The following is a 17131-nucleotide window of genomic DNA, read 5'->3' as shown; positions in this document are numbered from 1 at the left end:
TTTCGATGAACTTGCCTCTCGACCGTCGCCGCTTCCTGCAGGCCGCGAGTGCCACGGGCGCTGCCGCGCTTTCTGGCTGGCTTCCTGCCTGGGCGCAGCCGGTCTCCACGGGAACGACAGCGGCCATTCCCGAACTGGGCGGGGAAGATATCTCGTTGCGGATTGCCGGCCGGAGCCTGATCGTCGACGGTCGGTGGGCGGCTGCGATCGGCATCAACGGCACCGTGCCGGCGCCGCTGCTGCGCCTGCGCGAAGGGCAGACGGTTCGCCTGCACGTCAGCAACGATCTGGATGAGGAGACCTCGCTCCACTGGCATGGCCTCATATTGCCGACCCAGATGGACGGCGTGCCCGGCCTGTCCTTCCCCGGCATCAAGGCGCGTTCGAGCTTCACTTACGACTTCCCGATCGTCCAGGCGGGCACCTATTGGTATCATAGCCACTCGGGCCTTCAGGAACTGATGGGTCTCTACGGGCCGATCGTCATCGCGCCTGCCGGCGACGATCCGGTCAAGGCCGACCGGGAGCATGTGATCATGCTCTCCGGCCACAGCCAGATGCACCCGCACAGCATCTACATGAAGCTCAAGCAGGAGCCCGGCTACTTCAACCGCCAGCGCCAGACGCTCGCCGGCTTGCTCAAGGGCAAGGACCAGCCGCTGGCGGAGCGCCTGCGCTGGGCCGCCATGCGCATGGACCCGGCCGACATCTCGGACGTGACCGGCGCCGTGTTCACCTATGTCGTCAACGGCCACGGGCCGGCGGACAACTGGACCGCGCTGTTCCGGCCGGGAGAGCGGGTGCGGCTGCGGTTCATCAATGCCGCCGGTATGACCATCTTCAACGTCCGCATTCCCGGCCTTAAACTCACGATCGTCCACGCCGATGGGCAGGCGGTCCGTCCCGTCGAGGTGGACGAGTTCCAGTTCGCGCCCGGCGAGACCTATGACGTGATCGTCACTCCGACCGAAGATCGCGCCTTTTCCATCGTCGGCGAGTCGGTCGATCGCTCGGGCATGGCACGCGCGACGCTCGCGCCTCGCGCCGGCATGATCGCGCCCGTTCCGCCGCTCCGGCCGCGGCCGGTCGCCACGATGAGGGATATGGGGATGGACATGTCCGCCATGTCGCATGGAGCGAAGGGGCAAATGGATGACATGGCGGGCATGCCTGGCATGGATCACGGCATGATGGCCGCACATGCGCAGAACAACCCGCCGCCATCGGGCGACCACGGCGCCGGAAACATGGGGATGCGCGATCCACGCAACGCGCCGCAGGTGAGGCTTGGCCCCGGCGTCCAGACGATCGCGCCGATGCCGGTCGATCGAACGGGAGAGCCGGGCCAGGGGCTGGCCGACGCGGGTCACAGGGTTCTGGTCTATCGCGATCTGGTGGCGTTCGACCGCAACCCCGATGTCAGGGCGCCCGCGCGCCAGATCGAGGTGCATCTGACCGGAAATATGGAACGCTACATGTGGTCCATGGACGGGCAGACCATGTCCGAGGCGCATGAGCCGATCCCCATGCGCGCCGGTGAGCGCGTGCGGGTGACACTCGTCAACGATACGATGATGGCCCATCCCATTCATCTGCACGGGCATTTGTTCGAGCTGGTAACCGGCCATGGCGATCATGGTCCGCGCAAGCATACGGTCAATGTCCCGCCCGGCGGCAAGGTGAGTTGGGACGTGACGGCGATCCCCGGCGACTGGGCCTTCCATTGCCATATGTTCTTCCACATGGCGGCGGGAATGATGCGTGTCGTCCAGGTCCGTCCGATGGAAGGAGAGCCGGCATGAAACGCCTGTTTCTGCTCGGCCTCGTGTCCCTGGCAGTGAGCCTTCCTGCCATAGCCCAGACGTACGACATGGACATGCCGGGAATGACCATGCCGATGGTGCCCGCCAAGCCGCATGCGAAACCGGCGCCGCACCAGCCACACCCTGCGCCTTCGGGCGCCCCTCAACATAAGCAGCACATGGCTCCTGCTGCGCCGCGAGGCGACCATGCTGATCATGACATGTCCAACATGCCGGGCATGGACGTGCCGCCCCCGGATAAGGCGCATGAAGGACATGAGCAGCATCAAGCCTCCAAGGCTGATGCTGGCATGACCGCGCCGAGCGGAACCGACCTTCCGGCGGGCGATGCACCTCCTCCGCCGGTCGCGCACGACCGCAGCGCCGACCGCTTCTATGGCGCGACCGCCATGGCCGAGGCCGAGGATCGGCTGATGAGCTCGCATGGCGGGATGACCTACCATCAGGTGATGTTCAACCTCGCCGAATATCAGGCGCGCAAGGGCCGTGATGGCTATCGCTGGGCGGGCGAAGGCTGGTTCGGTGGCGACATCAACAGGTTCGTCGTGAAAAGCGAGGGCGAAGGCAGCTTCCGCCGGGACATCGACGCGGCCGAGATGCAGGCGCTCTATTCGCGCGCCATCGATCCTTACTGGAACCTCCAAATCGGCGTCCGTCAGGATTTCGGGTCCGGTCCGGGCCGGACCTACGCCGTCGTCGGCGTCGAGGGCCTGGCACCTTACTGGTTCGAGACCGATGCCGCGCTGTTTGTTTCCAACAAGGGTGATCTGCTCGCACGCGTCGAAGGCTATTACGATCAACGCATTACCCAGCGTCTCGTCCTCCAGCCAAGAGCCGAGATCGCCTTTGCGGCGCAGGACATCCCCGAAAGCCGGATCGGTTCCGGCGTATCGGCCGCCGAATTGGGGTTACGCCTGCGATACGAGATGCGCCGGGAATTCGCGCCCTATGTCGGCCTATCCTGGGAACGGAGGATCGGTGATACGGCCCGCTTCGCGCGCCTGGCCGGCGAGGATGTGGAGTCGACAAGCTTCGTGGCCGGTATCCGCTTCTGGTTCTGATGCGCTTGAGCATTGGCTCAGGGAGGAGGGCGCGTTCCGGCGGATCCACCAATCTTATTGGCTGTTGCCGTCACAGAATTCTGATGGCTTTTCGGATCATTCAGTCGCAAGAGTGGATTCCGATCTGATTGAATCAGATCGGCCACTCTTAGTCTTTTATTTGCCGCGATTTCTTAACCGTCAGATGATGCCATCTGACTGGAAATCGCTCTAGTGTGGTGGATTTGAAATACGCCTCATTATAGCGGCCAGGTGGGGAGCGTATTTCAAATCCATAAACCACATTAGAAACATATATTTGCTAGTGACCCTGATGAATCTGAAGTTCGTTCAACGCCTGCCCAACAATGTGACGAACTTCAGATTCGGGTCACTAGGAGATACGGAAACATATTTCGAACATCACTGCATGCCGCTTATGGACGATCGGCCGGGTCGCTGTGGGAGATGATGACCGTCTGCAGGATGATCGAGAATGGCGCGAAGTTACCTTGAGCGAGTTTAAAGAAAAAAGGGGCCGCCGGGCAGGCGACCCCTTCTATGTTGTCCGCGAAAGCGGTCAGGTCTGGATCAGTCCGCCTTCGTCTGAAGGTTCACGGCCGCATATTTGCCGCGACGGTCAACCTCGAGTTCGAAGTCGAGGCGATCACCTTCGTTGAGAGCGCTCATGCCGGCGCGTTCTACGGCGCTGATGTGAACGAACGCGTCGGGCTGGCCGTCGTCGCGCTGGATAAAGCCGAAGCCCTTCATGGCGTTGAAGAACTTGACCGTGCCGCTCGCGCGCTCGCCGGTGAGCTGGCGCTGCGGGCCGCGGTCGCCGCCGCCCGGACGATCGCCAAAACCACCAGCGCGGGGCTCGCGGGGCGCGCGTTCGGTGACGGGGAGCGGTTCGCCCTCGATCTTGAGGTCGGTCGCCGACACCTTGCCGCCACGATCCACCAGCGTGAAGCCGAGCTGCTGGCCTTCGGCCAGGCCGGTCAGGCCCGCCTGCTCGACGGCGCTGATGTGGACGAACACGTCTTCGCCGCCATCGTCACGGACGATGAAGCCGAAACCCTTCTGGCCGTTGAAGAATTTTACGACGCCAGTGCCTTCACCGACGACCTGGGCGGGCATGCCGCCACCACGGCCGCCGCCGAAACCACCACCGCCGCCGCCGCCGAAGCCGCCACGACCACCGCCGCCACCGAAGCCGCCGCGGTCGCCGCCGCCGAAACCACCACCGCCGCCGAAGCGATCGCCACCGCCGAAGCCGCCGCGATCACCACCGAAGCCACCACGATCGAAACCGCCGCCGAAGCCGCCGCGGCCACCTTCATAGAAACTATCCTCGCCGATACCGTCGCGCTTGTCCTTGCCGCGACCGCCGCGGCGCCCTCTGTCAAAACTCATGCCCTGTTGGTCACTTTCGCTTCGCCCCAGACTAAACCGGACAAACATGTCGGGCGAATGACATGCAGAATCCACCGCAAAGCGCGGTTTGAGAATCACTATATCAACTTTTCTCAGGCGTGCGAACGATTTTACGTATCGGCGTCAATCGGGGGCAAAGGCTGCAAATATGCCGTCCCATGGGCTTTTCCGGGCAAATCGACGGTGGGGCAGCGGGTGATTGCGGCGTGGACCGTTTCGCCATAGAGGGGAATCATGACCGTTCATTTTCATGAAGAGGATCTGCCCGAGGGCGTACTTGCCCCCGGCCCGATCGCCGTCGATACCGAAACCATGGGGCTGATCACCCCGCGAGACCGCCTGTGCGTCGTGCAGATCAGCGACGGCAAGGGGGACGAGCATCTGGTGCGCTTCAACCCCGGCAGCGATTATGCCGCGCCGAACCTGAAGGCGGTGCTGGCCGATCCGGAGCGGCTCAAGCTCTATCATTTCGGGCGGTTCGATATCGCCGCGCTCCAGCATTATCTGGGCGTGGTGGCCGCGCCCGTCTATTGCACCAAGATCGCATCGCGCCTGGTGCGGACCTATACCGACCGCCATGGGTTGAAAGAACTGGTGCGCGAACTGCTGGGGCAGGAACTGTCCAAGGTGCAGCAGTCGAGCGACTGGGGCGGGCCGGTGCTGTCCGACGCGCAGAAGGATTATGCGGCGTCCGACGTCCGGTTCCTGCACGCGCTGAAGGCCGAGCTGGACAAGCGGCTGGTGCGTGAGGGGCGCATGGAACTGGCACAGGCCTGTTTCGATTTCCTGCCGCACCGCGCCGCGCTGGACCTGGCGGGATGGCCGGAGATCGATATCTTCGCGCATATGTGAGGTCGCCATGTCGTTACAGGCCGATCAGCAACGCGATATGCGCCGCCACTGGGCGCGGCCGGGGGGGAGCCATGACCGGCTGGTCGGGCTGCTCAAGAACTGGCTGCCCGTGTCGGTGGGCGTGCTGGCGGCGCTGCTGGCGACCGCGCCCTTCACCGGCGGGGACAAGGTGAGCTTCGTCCTCGACAAGAACAAGGTCGAGGTGGCGAAGGAGCGGATGCGCGTGACCGAAGCGCTCTATCGCGGGGAGGACAGCAAGGGACAGCCCTTTTCCCTGCGGGCGGGATCGGCCGTGCAGAAGAGTTCGCGCGAACCGATCGTCGACCTCAACGACATGTCGGCGCGGATATTGCTGTCCGACGGGCAGGCGCTGTTGCGGGCGCAGAAGGGCCGCTACGACATGGATACGGAGCGGGTCGCCATCGACGGGCCGGTGCAGTTCCAGTCTGAGGGCGGATACCGGATGACGACGCGGGACGTGGGCGTCGACCTGAAATCCCGGCGGATGCAGAGCGCCGGGCGCGTGGACGGGCGGATACCCATCGGCACGTTCAGCGGCGACCATCTGGAGGCGGACCTGGGCGCGCGGACGGTGACGCTGAACGGGCGTGCGAGCTTGCGTATCGAACAAAATGGCCTCAAAGGGCGGAAGTGATGAAAAAGACCCTTTTTCTGGTGTCGTTGAGCGCTCTGGGCGCGGCTGGCCTCGTCTATGCCGGGGCGGATGCGCAGGTGCTGAAGAATCATGACAGCAATGCGCCGGTGAACTTCACCGCCGACCGGATCGAGGTGCAGGACCGCGCCGATCGCGTGATCGTGTCCGGCCATGTCGAGGTGACGCAGGCGGGCATGACGCTGAATGCCGCGCGGATGACCGTGGCGTACCGGAACCAGCCAGGTGGCGGAACCGGGACCAATGGGGTCGAGATCGACCGGATCGATGCTTCCGGTAATGTCGTCGTCACCAAGGCGGACCAGACGGCGAAGGGCAATGTCGCCATCTATGACCTCAACAGCAAGCTGATCACCATGCTGGGCAATGTGTCGTTGACGCAGGGGACGAACCGGCTGACCGGAGGGCGGCTGGTGATCGACCTGACCAGCGGGCGATCGACCGTGGACGGGCGGGCGGCAGGTGGTGCTGCTTCGGGTGTGACGGGCAGCGCGAGCGGGCGTGTGTCGGGTACTTTCACGGTGCCGCAGCGGAAGGAATGAGCGGCTTTCCGCCGCTTTCCTTTGCAACATGGGTGATATGATGAGGACGCGGAAAAGCGGCCTTTCAGCGTGCGTTTGCCAGAGATGGAATGACGGTTGAACGAGCCGTGTGGGGCGGTGAGGCTGTGGGGCAGATGAAGCCGCTCCCGCCCACACTGAGTCATTGAGCGCATGGTGCTCCTGCCCAGGCACTCGACGAGACAAGTGGCTCGCGAGAGCGTTGGCAGAACAGGAGACGCTTAAAAAACTGCCATTCCGCCTTCCCCAAGTCGCCGGTCCGTAATGACCTTAATGCTTGCCCGGTTTGTTCGATGTGCCCTTGGCCGTCGGGTTGATCAACTGGGCGCCGGCGGGGAGGCCGGTGCCGCCCATGTCGAGCTTCGCCGCCTCGGTCCGGGCGACCTGTCCCGGATTGTCGCGTTCCTTGATCGCGGCCCTGGTTTCGGCGTCGAGCTGCTCGTCGGGATCGCCATTGTCGGCGCCGCGGGTCCAGCCCAGGATGATCGACATGCGCCGGTTGCGCGGGTCGTAGGCATCGTCCTTGGCAAAGGGTTCGCGGTCGGCGACACCCTCGATCCGGGCGAAGCGGTCGTTGCCGATGCCGTTGCCGGCCAGCGCCTTGCGCGTCGCTTCGGCGCGGGCGGAGGAGAGCATCCAATTGTTCATCGTCTGGCCCGAGCTGTAGGGCAGGCCGTCGGTATGGCCGCGCACGATCAGCGGGTTGGGCATGGTGCGGATGGTCTGCGCGACCTCGTTCACCAGTTGCTGGGCCTGCGGCAGCAGGCGGTCGGTGCCCATGGCGAACATCGCGAAATCGGCCTCGTCGATCAGGTCGATGCGCAGCCCCTCGCGGGTTTCGGTGAAGCGGATATTCTTGCGCAGCTTGGCCATGCCCTGGCGCTTGGCCATGCGGGCTTCCAGCTCCTTCTTGATCGATTCGAACTTTGCGCGATCCGCCGCACGGGTGGCCTTGCCGCCCTGGTCCTTCGTGCCCGAGGCGTCGCGCGGGATGGTGATGGCAAGGTTGCCCTGACCGCCGGTGGTCGGGTAATTTTCCTTGCCCATCATGCTGTCGCCGCCGAACAGGCCGTTGGAGCCTGCGGAATTTTCCTTCATCTGCACCAGGGTCGGCGTGAAATAGTCGGCCAGGCCCTTGCGCTGCTTTTCGGTGGTCGCGCCCAGCAGCCACATCAGCAGGAAGAAGGCCATCATCGCCGTCACGAAGTCGGCATAGGCGACCTTCCACGCGCCGCCATGATGGCCGCCATGGCCCTCCACGATGATCTTCTTGACGATGATCGGCCTGGGTTCGGGCTCGTTCGCGCCGCGCTTCTTCTCGGCCATGGCTTATTTGCCCCGCATGCCGTCGAACACTTCGGCGAAGGCCGGCTGGTTCGCATGGGTGAGGCTGGAGCGCGCGGCCTCGATCACCAGCGGTTGCGGGTGGCCGTGCAGCGAGGCGACAATGATCTGTTTCACCACATGATACATGGAGCCGTCGGCCTCGATCACCGCGCGGCAGCGATTGGCGAAGGGATTGACCATGCCATAGGCGAGCAGCACGCCGAGGAAGGTGCCGACCAGCGCCGAACCGATCATGCCGCCCAGGATGGCCGGGGGCTGGTCGATCGAGCCCATGGTCTTGACCACGCCCAGCACCGCCGCGACGATGCCCAGCGCGGGAAGCGCGTCGGCGAGGCCTTGAAGATTGTCGGCGGGCTTCAGCGATTCATGATGATGGGTCTTGAGCGCATTATCCATGACCTCCTCGACCGCATGGGGATCGAGCGTGCCGGAGGACACGACCACCAGGCGCAGCGTGTCGCTGATCAGGTGGATCAGGGTCTTGTCGCCCATCAGGCGCGGATATTCGGAGAAGATCGCCGAACTGGCCGGATCCTCGATATGCGGTTCCAGCGCCACCGGGCCTTCGACGCGCAGCGTCTTCATCAGGCGCGAGACGAGGAAGATGCAGTCGAGAAAATCCTGCTTCTTGTATTTCGGCCCCTTGAACACCTTGGCGAGGCCGCCGCCCAGCGCCTTCAGGTCCGAACCTGAATTGCCGATGATGAGCGCGCCGACCGCGGCGCCGCCGATGATGATCATTTCATGCGGCAGGGCGTGCAGAACCGGGCCGATGTCGCCGCCGGTGAAGATGAAGCCGCCGAACACCATGGCGAGCAGCACGACCAGGCCGATGATTGCGAACATGATTATCCCCGAAAAATCTGCCCGAAGGCGCCGTCTCAATTCCGAGCGTCGCATGAAGACGCTCCCGATTGGTTAATACGGCTTGGTTAGGATGTGGTTTAGGCCACCGGTCGAAAATTCAGCGATTTCATTTTCGGCGGGAAAAGCCTGATGAGACGCCCTGTTCCTGCAAGGGCAGGAACAGGGCGTCTCATGGGAAGTATCTGGGCTTTTTCCGACTACTTGATCAGGTCGAACAGCGTCTGCTGGTTGATCCGGGCGAAGGAGGACTGGGCCGCGTTGAGCTGGAGCAGCTTGGCCGCGACGGTGGAGATGACCTTGGTAAGGTCGGTCGATTCAAGGTCGCTGCGCCGTTCCGTCAGGTCGAGGTCGATGTCGGTGAGGCGCGTGCCGATCGTGTCGAGCCGGTCGCTGCGTACGCCCTGTTTCGTCAGTTCCAGCACGATATGCTGTTGCCCCGCCTTGATCGCGTCCAGGCTGGCGGCGACATCGCTGTCGGTGCCGCTTTGCAGCGCGGTGATGCTTTGGCTCAATATGGCGTCCAGCGTCATCGGCGTGCCGTTGACGTCGATGCCCTCCGACACTTCCTGTTTGGTGCCGACCACGGCCAGGTTGAGGCCCCGGCTGACGGGAACCAGCACGCTTTGCTGGTCGTCGAAGGTGGGGATGCCGTTATAATCCTTCTGGTTCAGCAGCGCGTCGATCGTCGAGCGGATGGTCTTCATTTCCTCGATGATCGCGGTCTTGCCGGTGGAGTTCATCGCCCCGTTGCGAGCGGAGGTCAGCAATTCCTGCGCACGGGTGAGCAGATTGTTCATCTCGTCGAGATTGGATTCGGCCGTCTTGGCGCGGGTCGTGCCCGTGCTGACATTGGACTGCCAGGCGGCCTGCTGCGCCTGCGCGCGGCCGATGTCCGACACCTGCACCCAGGCGAGGGCGTTGTCCGACGGCTTGTTCAGCGTCTTGCCGGTGGAAATCGCGGTCTGGCCGTTGACGATGTCCGTCGAAAGCTGTTGCTGGCGCCGGATTTCGGCCAGAAGGACCTTATTGGTGATGCCTACCATGGCTTGAAGTCCCTTCCGTTCAGATGAGCTGGAGGATGGCGTCGACGGTTTCCTTCGCCACCTGAAGGATTTTCGCGCAGCCCGAATAGGCCTGCTGGATGCGGAGCAGATCGGCCGCCTCCATGTCGAGGTCGACGCCGCTGACCGCTTCGCGCGCGGCGACGGCCTGGTCGCTGCGGTTTTGCGCCGTGGTCTGTTCCGCCTTGGTGGAGGACAGAAGATTGGCCTGATTGGCGATCAGCGAGGTCCAGCCCTGTTCGACGCTGCCGTTGCCGCGCAGGGCGGTGGACACGGTCAAGAGATTGCCGTTCGCCGTGCCGTCGGAGGATTTGGTGGCAAGTTGCCTGGGATCGCTGATCAGTGCGGTGACGGTGGCCGCAGTCGTGCCCGAGAGCAGGGGGGCGCCAGCCGTGCCCGCGTCGGTGACGCCCTGTCCATGCCAGTCGTTCATGTCGGTGACGAACTGTTGCGCCAGCGTGTCGAGACTGGTGCGACGCTGCGTCACGGTGCCGGCGGCGGAAAAGAGGCCACCAAGCGCGCCGTTTGTGGGAGCGGCGAGCGCGGTGCCGCCGCTGGTGGCGAGCGCCAGCGTGCCGTCGCTGTTCGCCGTGAGGGCGAGGGTGGTGGCGGTCGCGCCCTGGACCAGAGTCTGGCCGTTCAGCGAGACGATGGCCTGGTCATGCGTGCCGAAGCTGATGTCGATATTGAGATTGGACGACAGCGTGCCGAGCGCCGCGTCGCGGCTGTCGAGCAGTTGGGCATAGGCGGACGTGCCCGGCTGCGCGCGCAGCAGGCTGTTGTTGATGTCGGCCAGCGCGTTGAGTGCCTGATTGACGGTGGTGACGGCCGCTTGCGCTTCGGTCGCGATACCGGTCGACACTTGTTGCAGGTCGGCCGAAGTCTGTTTGAAGGCCTGGGCGACGCGGCTGATGCTGTCCAGCGTGGTCACGCGCAGCGAATTGTCGCTGGGGCTGGCGGCCAGCTTGTCCATATTCTGGTACATGGCTGTCATGAGCTGGCCGACACCGGTTTCGGTGTCGTTGAGCGCGGTTTCCGAATCGGTCAGCCAGCGCAGCTTCGCGGTCGCGCTGCCCAGCGCCATGTTGGTGTAGCGGACCGTCGCATCGAGATAGGGATCGGTGGCACGGTTGACGCTTTTGACGTCGGTGCCGCCGAAATTGGCGCGGGCGATGTACATCGCCATGGTCGCGGTCGACGAACCGGATTCGACCGTCGTCACGGAGCGGCGGGTATAGCCCTCCGTGCTGGCATTGGTGATATTCTCGGAAATCGCTGCCATCGCCGAGCGATAGGCCTTGGTCCCCGAGGCGCCGATGATGAAGAGGTCGCTCATTCGGCCTTATCCCCGGCAGGGGCGGCGGCGGGTATCGCGACCTTCGCGCCGAACTGGTGCATCAGCATTTCGGCGATGCCCAGCGTGCCCCGGCTGGCCATGCTGTCGGCGGTGCGGGCGTCGGCCATGTCGCGAAACTGGTCGGTGGCGCTGGAATCGCTGATGCCCTCGGCCAGGCTGGCCGAGCGCATCGCGCCCATCATCTGGCGCAGGAAGATTGCCTCGAACTGTTGCGCCGCCTTTTCCAGCGACGCCTTGTTCTGGGTTCCGCCCGCCTGGGCTGCCGTTCCCGAAGTCGCACCAATCTGCATCACAACACCACCAGTTCAGCCTTGAGCGCACCCGCCTGCTTGAGCGCTTCGAGGATCGCGACCATGTCCGCGGGGGAGGCGCCGATGGCGTTCACCGCTTTGACTATATCGGCCAGAGAGGCTCCACCTTTAAAATTAATCATCGGTTTCTTTTCCTGATCGATCGAAATCGAACTGGATTGCTCCACCGCCGTCTGCCCCTGCGAGAAGGGGGCGGGCTGGACGACGCGAGGGGATTCGTTGACGCTGACCGTGATCTTGCCGTGCGCGATGGCGGCCGGATGGATCTTCACCGCGCCGTTGATGACGACCGTGCCGGTGCGGGCGTTGACGATGACCTTGGCCGGGGCGTCGGCGGGCGAGACCTCGATATTCTCGATCATGCCCATCATCATGATGCGGTCCGAAGCGCCGGGCGCGGCGTCGATGGTGACCGACACGGCGTCCACGGCCTTGGCGCGATGGTCGCCATAGGTGCGGTTGATGCCGTCCGCCACGCGCAGGGCCGTGGTGAGGTCGGCTTCGGACAGGTTGAAGGTGAGGGTGGGCGCGGTGTCGAAGCCGGTGGCGACCGCGCGTTCGACCGTTGCGCCGCCCGGAATGCGGCCGGCGGAAGGGATGTTGACCGACACCTGGCTGCCGTCCGCGCCGGAGACGCCGAGGCCGCCGACGGCGAGATTGCCCTGCGCCATGCCGTAGATTTCGTTGTCCGCGCCGCGCAGGGGGGTCATGATCAGCGTGCCGCCGCGCAGCGACTTGGCCTTGCCGAGAGCAGAGACGGTGACGTCGAGCCGCTGGCCGGGCTTGGCGAAGGCGGGCAGGTCCGCCGTCACCAGCACCGCCGCCGCGTTCTTGAGCGCCGGGTTGATCCCCTGCGGCAGGGTGAGGCCGAAACGCGAGACCACGCCCTTCATGCCCTGCGTCGCATAATCGAGGCTGTCGTCGCCCGTGCCCGCGAGGCCGACGACGATGCCGTAGCCGGTGAGCTGGTTGGGACGCACGCCCTGAAAGGTGCCGAGATCCTTGATCCGCTCGGCATGGGCCGGGCCAGAGGCCAGAGGAGCGAAAATCGCCATCAGGGGCAGCAGGAAACGCAACAGGCGGGTCATGGCGGGCATGTCCATCTAGAAGGGGCTGATCATGGAGAAGAAGCGCTGCAACCAGCCCTGACGGCTGGCGCGGGCGATTTCCCCCTTGCCGGTGTAGATGATCTTGGCGTCGGCCACGCGGGTCGAGGCGATGCGGTTGTCCGGGCCGATATCGGCCTGGCGGACGAGGCCGCTGATCTGGATATATTCGTCGCCGCGATTGAGCGTCAGCGCCTTTTCGCCCTTCACCAGCATGGTGCCGTTGGGATAGGTCGCCGCGATGGTCACGGTGATTTCGCCGTTGAGCGCGTTCGACTGGGTGGCGTTGCCCTTGCCGGTGAAGGCGTTGCTGCCGCTGGAGCCGATGTCGCTGGCAGAGAAGATCTTGGAGAGCGGGCCGGTGCTGGGCGGGGTCAGCGCGATGCTGCCGTCGCGCTTGGTGTCGGCGCTGTTGCTCTTGGTCGCCTGGGTCCGTTCGACCAGGACGATGGTGATGATGTCGCCCACGCTGGTCGCCCGCGCGCCGCTGGTGAGCGGCGTATAGCCCATCGACGCCTGGAAGATCGAGCCGTTCGCCGCCGGGGCGGCAGGCGCGGCAACGACCGAGGGGGCATAAAATTGCCGCTCGGCATCGCGCTTCTTGCCGGCCATGGCCGGGGAGGCGGCCAGGATGACCATCGACAGGGCGAGCAGGGAGGTGGAGGCGAGGCGCATCGTCATCCTCAGAGCTGCTGGTTGACGTACTGGAGCATCTCGTCGGTCGCCTTGATCATCTTGCTATTGACCTCATAGGCGCGCTGGGTCTCGATCATGTCGACCAGCTCTTCCACGACGTTGACGTTCGATGTTTCGAGATAGCCCGAGCGGACGACGCCGCGCCCGTCCAGCCCCGCAACGCCGACCTGCGGCGTGCCGCTGGCGGCGCTTTCCTTGAGCAGATTGCCACCCACCGAGGTCAGGCCGCCCGGATTCATGAAGCTGGCCAGTTCGATCTGGCCGAGCTGGGTCGGTTCGGTCTGGCCCTGAAGCGTGGCGGAGACGGTGCCGTCATTGCCGATGGTGACGCTGGTCGCGCCTTCGGGCACGGTGATCTGCGGGATCAGCGGCAGGCCGTCGCTGGTGACGACGACGCCCTCCGCCGTGGTCGTGAAATTGCCCGCGCGGGTATAGGCGATCGAGCCGTCGGGCTGCTGCACCTGGAAATAGCCCGATCCCTCGATCGCCATGTCCAACGTGTTGCCGGTCTGATTGAGCGTGCCCTGCTCGTTGATCTTGCTGGTGCCCTGCATCGCGACGCCCGAACCCAGGTTGAGGCCGGTCGCGAACTTGTTCTGGCTGTCGCTGTTCGCGCCCGCCGCCACGATCTGCTGATAGGCCAGCGTCTCGAAATCGGCGCGGTCGCGCTTGAAGCCGGTGGTGTTGACGTTCGCCAGGTTGTTGGCGATCACGCGCATCTTCGTGTTCTGCGCGTCGAGGCCGGTGCGGGCGACATGAAGGGCTGCGTTGGTCATCGTCTGTTATCTCCACGACACATGGTCATGCGGGCTTCAAAGCAAGAGGTGTGCCAAAATTAACCATCCAGCTTCATCAGCGACGCGCCGCCATCGTCGAGCTGCTTGGCGGTGTCGATCATCTTGACCTGGGTTTCCCAGGCGCGGCTGGCCTCTATCATCTGCACCAGCGCCGAGGTGGCGTTGACGTTCGATCCTTCCAGCGCGCCGCCAGTCACGGTGGCGATCGGATCGTCGGGCAGGACGCCGCCATTCACTTCGCGGAACAGGCCGTCCGTGCCCTTGGCGATACTGGAGCCGACGGGGTTCACCAGTTTCAGCTTGTCGATCTGCTGCGGGTTGGCGGGGTCGCCGCCCTGCGGCACGCCCCAGATGCTGCCGTCCTTGGCGATGGAGACGCTGTCCATCTGCGGCAGGGTGATGGGGCCGCCTTCGCCCAGCACGGGCAGGCCGTCGCCGGTGGTGAGCAGGCCGCTGTCGGTGACCTTAAGGTCGCCCCGGCGCGTATAGGCTTCGCTGCCGTCCGCGGCCTGAACGGCCAGCATCGCATCGCCGTTCATGGCCACGTCCAGCGGATTGCCGGTCTGCGTGACCGCGCCTTGCGCCATGTCGGCGGCGATCACCTGTTCCGAAGCTTGCGCCCGCGTGTCGAACGTGTCGCCCTTGATCCAGCGCGTCTCGGCATTGGCGATTTCCGCGCGAAATCCGGTGGTGTTGACGTTCGCCAGATTGTTGGAGATCGCCGCTTGCCGCGCCATCGCGCCGCGCATCGCGGTGAGTGCCGTGTTGACGAGCCGGTCCATGGGAGTGTCCTGTTTCCTGCGGGTGATAATCTTCCGCCATCCCCACTTTCGCGGGGATGGCGGATTGATCCGTCAATTTAGGTCCGCATGTTGACGATGGTGGTCGACAGCGTGTTGGCCGCTTCGATCGCCTTCGAGTTCGCCTGAAAGTTGCGCTGGGCGGAGATGAGGTTCACCAGCTCTTCGGTGATGTCGACGTTGGACCGTTCCAGCGCGCCCGAACGAACCGAGCCGAACAGGCCGCTATTGCCGGTGCCCAGCATCGGCGCGCCGCTGGCGTTGGTGGCGGTCCAGTGGGCGTCGCCGCTCTGGCGCAGCCCTTCCTGGCTGTTGAAGGCGGCGATCGCGGTGGCGCCCAGATAGACGGTGGAACCGTCGGCGTAGACGCCGGTGATCTTGCCTTCTTCCGACACGCCCACGCTGGTCAGCTGGTTGCCGGTGCCGCCGTCGGGCCAGTTGGTGGGGATTTTGAGATCGGTGAGCGAGGCCGGGGTCAAGGTGCCCGTCGCCGTCGGAACGCCGGTGGTGGGATCGAGCGGAACCACCTGGAGCCGGGCGCCAGTGGTGTCGACGACATAGCGACTCTCCTCGACCGAGAAGGCGCCGTTGCGGGTGTAGCCGATCTGGTCATCGGCGCTGCGCTTCACCGTGAAGAAGCCTTCGCCGGTGATGGCGAGGTCCAGCGTCTTGTCGGTGGTTTCGATCGTGCCCTGGGTGAACTGCTGGCTGATGCCCTGGGTGCGGACGCCCTGACCCGCGACCTGCGTGGTGGTCTGCATCGGCGCGGCGGCGAAGATGTCGCCGAACACGGCCTTGCTCTTCTTGAAGGCGGTCGAATTGACGTTGGCGACATTGTTCGCCGTGGTCGACAGGTCGGTCTGGGCGGCCTTGAGGCCCGAAAGCGAGATGTAGAAGGACATGGCGTTGCTCCTTGGGTGAAAAGGATTCTGGAGGTGAAAAGGATTTCGTTTGAATCAGGCGAGGGAAATGGCGTCCGACGGCGAATAGGTGCCGAGCGCGGTGATGAGCTTGGACGCGCTGCCGTCGGCGGGTGACTGGACGGCGGCGATGGTGGCCCAGCTTGCGACGCGGCCGGGGTTTGCGCCGTTGACCTTGATCTTCAGCGCGTCGGTAGCGACGGTGTTGCCCGCCTCATCCTTGCCGTCCCAGAAAAAGTTGATGTCGCCCTTGGGCTGGTCGCCGAGCTCGATCGTCTTGACGACATTGCCGTTGCCGTCGACCAGATCGACCGAAGCGCCGCTGGTCGCATCGGCGAAGCTCACCTGACCCATATATTGGCCGGCCGCGTCGGGGGCAGCGATATTGCTCTGGATCAGCATCGACTTGCCGATCCAGCTCGCCGCGTCGCCAAGGCGCGATCCGGTCATCTGCGACGCCAGATTCTTCAGCGTCTGGTTCATTTCCGCGATGCCGCTGCTGTTGGTGATGGTCGCCATCTGTGAGACCATCTGGGCGTTGTCCATCGGTTCGAACGGGTCCTGCGTCTGCATCTGCGCGGTCAGCAGGCGCAGGAAGTCCGCCTGGCCCATTTCCGACTTGCCCGTGCCGACATTGGCATAGGGGTTATAGACGGACAGGCCCGCGCCGTCGGTGGCGGTCGTGGTCGTCATTTGCCGATCCTTATGGTTTCCATCATCAGGGATTTGGCGGTGTTGAGCACCTGCACATTGTTCTGGTACATGCGCGCCGTCTCGATCATGTCGACCAGCTCCGCGCTGCTATCCACGGCGGCTTCCCAGACATCGCCATTCTTGTCGGCCAGCGGATGGTTGGGATCGTGGCGCTTGGTGGGCTGCGCGTTGGTGGTGACGACATTCTGGACCTTGACGGTCGAGACGCCGGGGCTGTCGGTAACCGACTGGAACACCGGCTTGATCGCGCGATAGGCCTCCGCCGCGCTGCCGGTGACATTGCCGGCGTTCGCCATGTTGGAGGCGGTGGCGTTTAGCCGCACGAGCTGCGCGCTCATGGCGCGGCCGGCAATGTCGAAGACGTTCATGGGGCCAGAGCCTGAAGAACCAGAACCGCTCATGCTCATTCTCCTTTCAAGGCGCGGGTGACGGTGTTGATGCGGCCCTCCAGGAAGGAGAGGGTCGTGCGATATTTGACGGCATTTTCCGCGAACAGCGTCTGTTCGGTGCTGAGTTCGACGGTGTTGCCGTCGAGGCTGGGTTGCAGCGGCACGCGATAGCCCATCGAGTCATCGACGGCCTGGGACACGTCGGCGGCGGATTTGCCCTGCCGGGTGGTGGCTTCCTTCAGCGCGGACTCGAAATCGATGTCGCGCGCCTTGTAACCGGGGGTCGAGGCGTTCGCGATGTTGGACGCGAGCAGGGACAGCCGCTGCGAGCGAAGCGCCAGCGCCTTTCCATGTATCCCGAACAATCCGTCTTCCAGCGACATT

General features: G+C 64.4%; 19 protein-coding genes. 5 read left to right on the top strand and 14 right to left on the bottom strand.

Annotation, left to right across the window (positions count from 1 at the left end; genetic code table 11):
* The first annotated feature begins 5 nt into the window (after positions 1-5).
* Together CAF53_RS06830 and CAF53_RS06825 are read left to right on the top strand one after the other, a co-directional pair.
* Positions 6-1802, top strand: a complete 1797-nt coding sequence (locus CAF53_RS06830) for a copper resistance system multicopper oxidase (protein ID WP_100237665.1) — start codon at positions 6-8, stop codon at positions 1800-1802.
* On the top strand, positions 1799-2884 hold the full coding sequence (locus CAF53_RS06825; RefSeq protein ID WP_046761953.1) for a copper resistance protein B: 1086 nt from the start codon (positions 1799-1801) through the stop codon (positions 2882-2884). Before CAF53_RS06830 ends, CAF53_RS06825 begins: the two co-directional genes overlap by 4 nt.
* Positions 2885-3454: 570 nt before the next feature.
* On the opposite strand, the gene CAF53_RS29015 is transcribed toward CAF53_RS06825, so the two are convergent.
* On the bottom strand, positions 3455-4276 hold the full coding sequence (locus CAF53_RS29015; protein ID WP_046761952.1) for a cold-shock protein: 822 nt from the start codon (positions 4274-4276) through the stop codon (positions 3455-3457).
* Between the two features lie 255 nt (positions 4277-4531).
* Here CAF53_RS29015 and CAF53_RS06815 point away from each other — a divergent pair, with 255 nt between their 5' ends.
* From CAF53_RS06815 to CAF53_RS06805, 3 genes are read left to right on the top strand one after another with little or no spacing between them, the layout of a single operon-like run.
* Positions 4532-5149, top strand: coding sequence for a ribonuclease D (locus tag CAF53_RS06815; RefSeq protein WP_046761951.1), 618 nt, complete (start codon positions 4532-4534; stop codon positions 5147-5149).
* Between the two features lie 7 nt (positions 5150-5156).
* Positions 5157-5804: a hypothetical protein gene (locus CAF53_RS06810; RefSeq protein WP_046761950.1), complete on the top strand. Its 648-nt coding sequence runs from the start codon at positions 5157-5159 to the stop codon at positions 5802-5804.
* Positions 5804-6364, top strand: coding sequence for an LptA/OstA family protein (locus tag CAF53_RS06805; RefSeq protein ID WP_100237664.1), 561 nt, complete (start codon positions 5804-5806; stop codon positions 6362-6364). The genes CAF53_RS06810 and CAF53_RS06805 overlap by 1 nt, the downstream gene beginning before the upstream one ends.
* Positions 6365-6652: 288 nt before the next feature.
* Here CAF53_RS06805 and CAF53_RS06800 read toward each other — a convergent pair whose 3' ends face one another.
* The 13 genes from CAF53_RS06800 to flgB form a co-directional block, all read right to left on the bottom strand.
* Entirely contained in the window at positions 6653-7708 is a 1056-nt protein-coding gene (locus tag CAF53_RS06800) for a flagellar motor protein MotB (protein ID WP_046761948.1), read from the bottom strand.
* A gap of 3 nt (positions 7709-7711) precedes the next feature.
* Positions 7712-8575 carry a flagellar motor stator protein MotA gene (motA, locus tag CAF53_RS06795; protein ID WP_046761947.1) on the bottom strand — a complete coding sequence of 288 codons (864 nt, stop codon included), beginning with the start codon at positions 8573-8575 and terminating at the stop codon, positions 7712-7714.
* A 218-nt stretch (positions 8576-8793) separates the two neighbouring features.
* Positions 8794-9639, bottom strand: coding sequence for a flagellin (locus tag CAF53_RS06790; RefSeq protein ID WP_046761946.1), 846 nt, complete (start codon positions 9637-9639; stop codon positions 8794-8796).
* Positions 9640-9658: 19 nt separating this feature from the next.
* Positions 9659-10993 (bottom strand): flagellar hook-associated protein FlgK, encoded by a 1335-nt coding sequence (gene flgK / locus CAF53_RS06785; protein WP_046761945.1) that lies wholly within the window; start codon positions 10991-10993, stop codon positions 9659-9661.
* Positions 10990-11304: a rod-binding protein gene (locus tag CAF53_RS06780; protein WP_046761944.1), complete on the bottom strand. Its 315-nt coding sequence runs from the start codon at positions 11302-11304 to the stop codon at positions 10990-10992. The genes flgK and CAF53_RS06780 overlap by 4 nt, the downstream gene beginning before the upstream one ends.
* A complete protein-coding gene (locus CAF53_RS06775) occupies positions 11304-12413 on the bottom strand; it encodes a flagellar basal body P-ring protein FlgI (protein WP_232307419.1) in 1110 nt (369 codons plus the stop codon). The genes CAF53_RS06780 and CAF53_RS06775 overlap by 1 nt, the downstream gene beginning before the upstream one ends.
* Positions 12414-12428: 15 nt before the next feature.
* A complete protein-coding gene (locus tag CAF53_RS06770) occupies positions 12429-13106 on the bottom strand; it encodes a flagellar basal body L-ring protein FlgH (protein WP_046762571.1) in 678 nt (225 codons plus the stop codon).
* An 8-nt stretch (positions 13107-13114) separates the two neighbouring features.
* Positions 13115-13903 carry a flagellar basal-body rod protein FlgG gene (gene flgG, locus CAF53_RS06765; protein ID WP_100237663.1) on the bottom strand — a complete coding sequence of 263 codons (789 nt, stop codon included), beginning with the start codon at positions 13901-13903 and terminating at the stop codon, positions 13115-13117.
* A 59-nt stretch (positions 13904-13962) separates the two neighbouring features.
* Positions 13963-14706, bottom strand: a complete 744-nt coding sequence (locus CAF53_RS06760) for a flagellar basal body rod protein FlgF (RefSeq protein WP_046761941.1) — start codon at positions 14704-14706, stop codon at positions 13963-13965.
* 77 nt (positions 14707-14783) lie between these two features.
* Positions 14784-15626 (bottom strand): flagellar hook-basal body complex protein, encoded by an 843-nt coding sequence (locus CAF53_RS06755; protein ID WP_046761940.1) that lies wholly within the window; start codon positions 15624-15626, stop codon positions 14784-14786.
* 54 nt (positions 15627-15680) lie between these two features.
* A complete protein-coding gene (locus CAF53_RS06750) occupies positions 15681-16337 on the bottom strand; it encodes a flagellar hook capping FlgD N-terminal domain-containing protein (protein WP_100237662.1) in 657 nt (218 codons plus the stop codon).
* The gene (gene flgC / locus CAF53_RS06745) at positions 16334-16726 is read right to left on the bottom strand and encodes a flagellar basal body rod protein FlgC (protein WP_046761938.1); all 393 of its coding nucleotides are present in this window, start codon (positions 16724-16726) and stop codon (positions 16334-16336) included. Before flgC ends, CAF53_RS06750 begins: the two co-directional genes overlap by 4 nt.
* A gap of 35 nt (positions 16727-16761) precedes the next feature.
* Entirely contained in the window at positions 16762-17130 is a 369-nt protein-coding gene (gene flgB / locus CAF53_RS06740) for a flagellar basal body rod protein FlgB (protein WP_046762570.1), read from the bottom strand.
* Position 17131 lies beyond the last annotated feature (1 nt).

This window comes from Sphingobium sp. LB126 (genome assembly GCF_002795205.1).
Lineage (GTDB): Bacteria > Pseudomonadota > Alphaproteobacteria > Sphingomonadales > Sphingomonadaceae > Sphingobium > Sphingobium chungbukense.
This window is presented reverse-complemented; position numbering and strand designations above follow the sequence as displayed.

Excerpts from the sequence above, each read along its gene's own strand:
- CAF53_RS06830 (WP_100237665.1), top strand. The coding sequence starts at position 6 with ATGAACTTGCCTCTCGACCGTCGCCGCTTCCTGCAGGCCGCGAGTGCC.
- CAF53_RS06825 (WP_046761953.1), top strand. The coding sequence starts at position 1,799 with ATGAAACGCCTGTTTCTGCTCGGCCTCGTGTCCCTGGCAGTGAGCCTT.
- CAF53_RS29015 (WP_046761952.1), bottom strand. The coding sequence starts at position 4,276 with ATGAGTTTTGACAGAGGGCGCCGCGGCGGTCGCGGCAAGGACAAGCGC.
- CAF53_RS06815 (WP_046761951.1), top strand. The coding sequence starts at position 4,532 with ATGACCGTTCATTTTCATGAAGAGGATCTGCCCGAGGGCGTACTTGCC.
- CAF53_RS06810 (WP_046761950.1), top strand. The coding sequence starts at position 5,157 with ATGTCGTTACAGGCCGATCAGCAACGCGATATGCGCCGCCACTGGGCG.
- CAF53_RS06805 (WP_100237664.1), top strand. The coding sequence starts at position 5,804 with ATGAAAAAGACCCTTTTTCTGGTGTCGTTGAGCGCTCTGGGCGCGGCT.
- CAF53_RS06800 (WP_046761948.1), bottom strand. The coding sequence starts at position 7,708 with ATGGCCGAGAAGAAGCGCGGCGCGAACGAGCCCGAACCCAGGCCGATC.
- motA (WP_046761947.1), bottom strand. The coding sequence starts at position 8,575 with ATGTTCGCAATCATCGGCCTGGTCGTGCTGCTCGCCATGGTGTTCGGC.
- CAF53_RS06790 (WP_046761946.1), bottom strand. The coding sequence starts at position 9,639 with ATGGTAGGCATCACCAATAAGGTCCTTCTGGCCGAAATCCGGCGCCAG.
- flgK (WP_046761945.1), bottom strand. The coding sequence starts at position 10,993 with ATGAGCGACCTCTTCATCATCGGCGCCTCGGGGACCAAGGCCTATCGC.
- CAF53_RS06780 (WP_046761944.1), bottom strand. The coding sequence starts at position 11,304 with ATGCAGATTGGTGCGACTTCGGGAACGGCAGCCCAGGCGGGCGGAACC.
- CAF53_RS06775 (WP_232307419.1), bottom strand. The coding sequence starts at position 12,413 with ATGACCCGCCTGTTGCGTTTCCTGCTGCCCCTGATGGCGATTTTCGCT.
- CAF53_RS06770 (WP_046762571.1), bottom strand. The coding sequence starts at position 13,106 with ATGCGCCTCGCCTCCACCTCCCTGCTCGCCCTGTCGATGGTCATCCTG.
- flgG (WP_100237663.1), bottom strand. The coding sequence starts at position 13,903 with ATGACCAACGCAGCCCTTCATGTCGCCCGCACCGGCCTCGACGCGCAG.
- CAF53_RS06760 (WP_046761941.1), bottom strand. The coding sequence starts at position 14,706 with ATGGACCGGCTCGTCAACACGGCACTCACCGCGATGCGCGGCGCGATG.
- CAF53_RS06755 (WP_046761940.1), bottom strand. The coding sequence starts at position 15,626 with ATGTCCTTCTACATCTCGCTTTCGGGCCTCAAGGCCGCCCAGACCGAC.
- CAF53_RS06750 (WP_100237662.1), bottom strand. The coding sequence starts at position 16,337 with ATGACGACCACGACCGCCACCGACGGCGCGGGCCTGTCCGTCTATAAC.
- flgC (WP_046761938.1), bottom strand. The coding sequence starts at position 16,726 with ATGAACGTCTTCGACATTGCCGGCCGCGCCATGAGCGCGCAGCTCGTG.
- flgB (WP_046762570.1), bottom strand. The coding sequence starts at position 17,130 with ATGTCGCTGGAAGACGGATTGTTCGGGATACATGGAAAGGCGCTGGCG.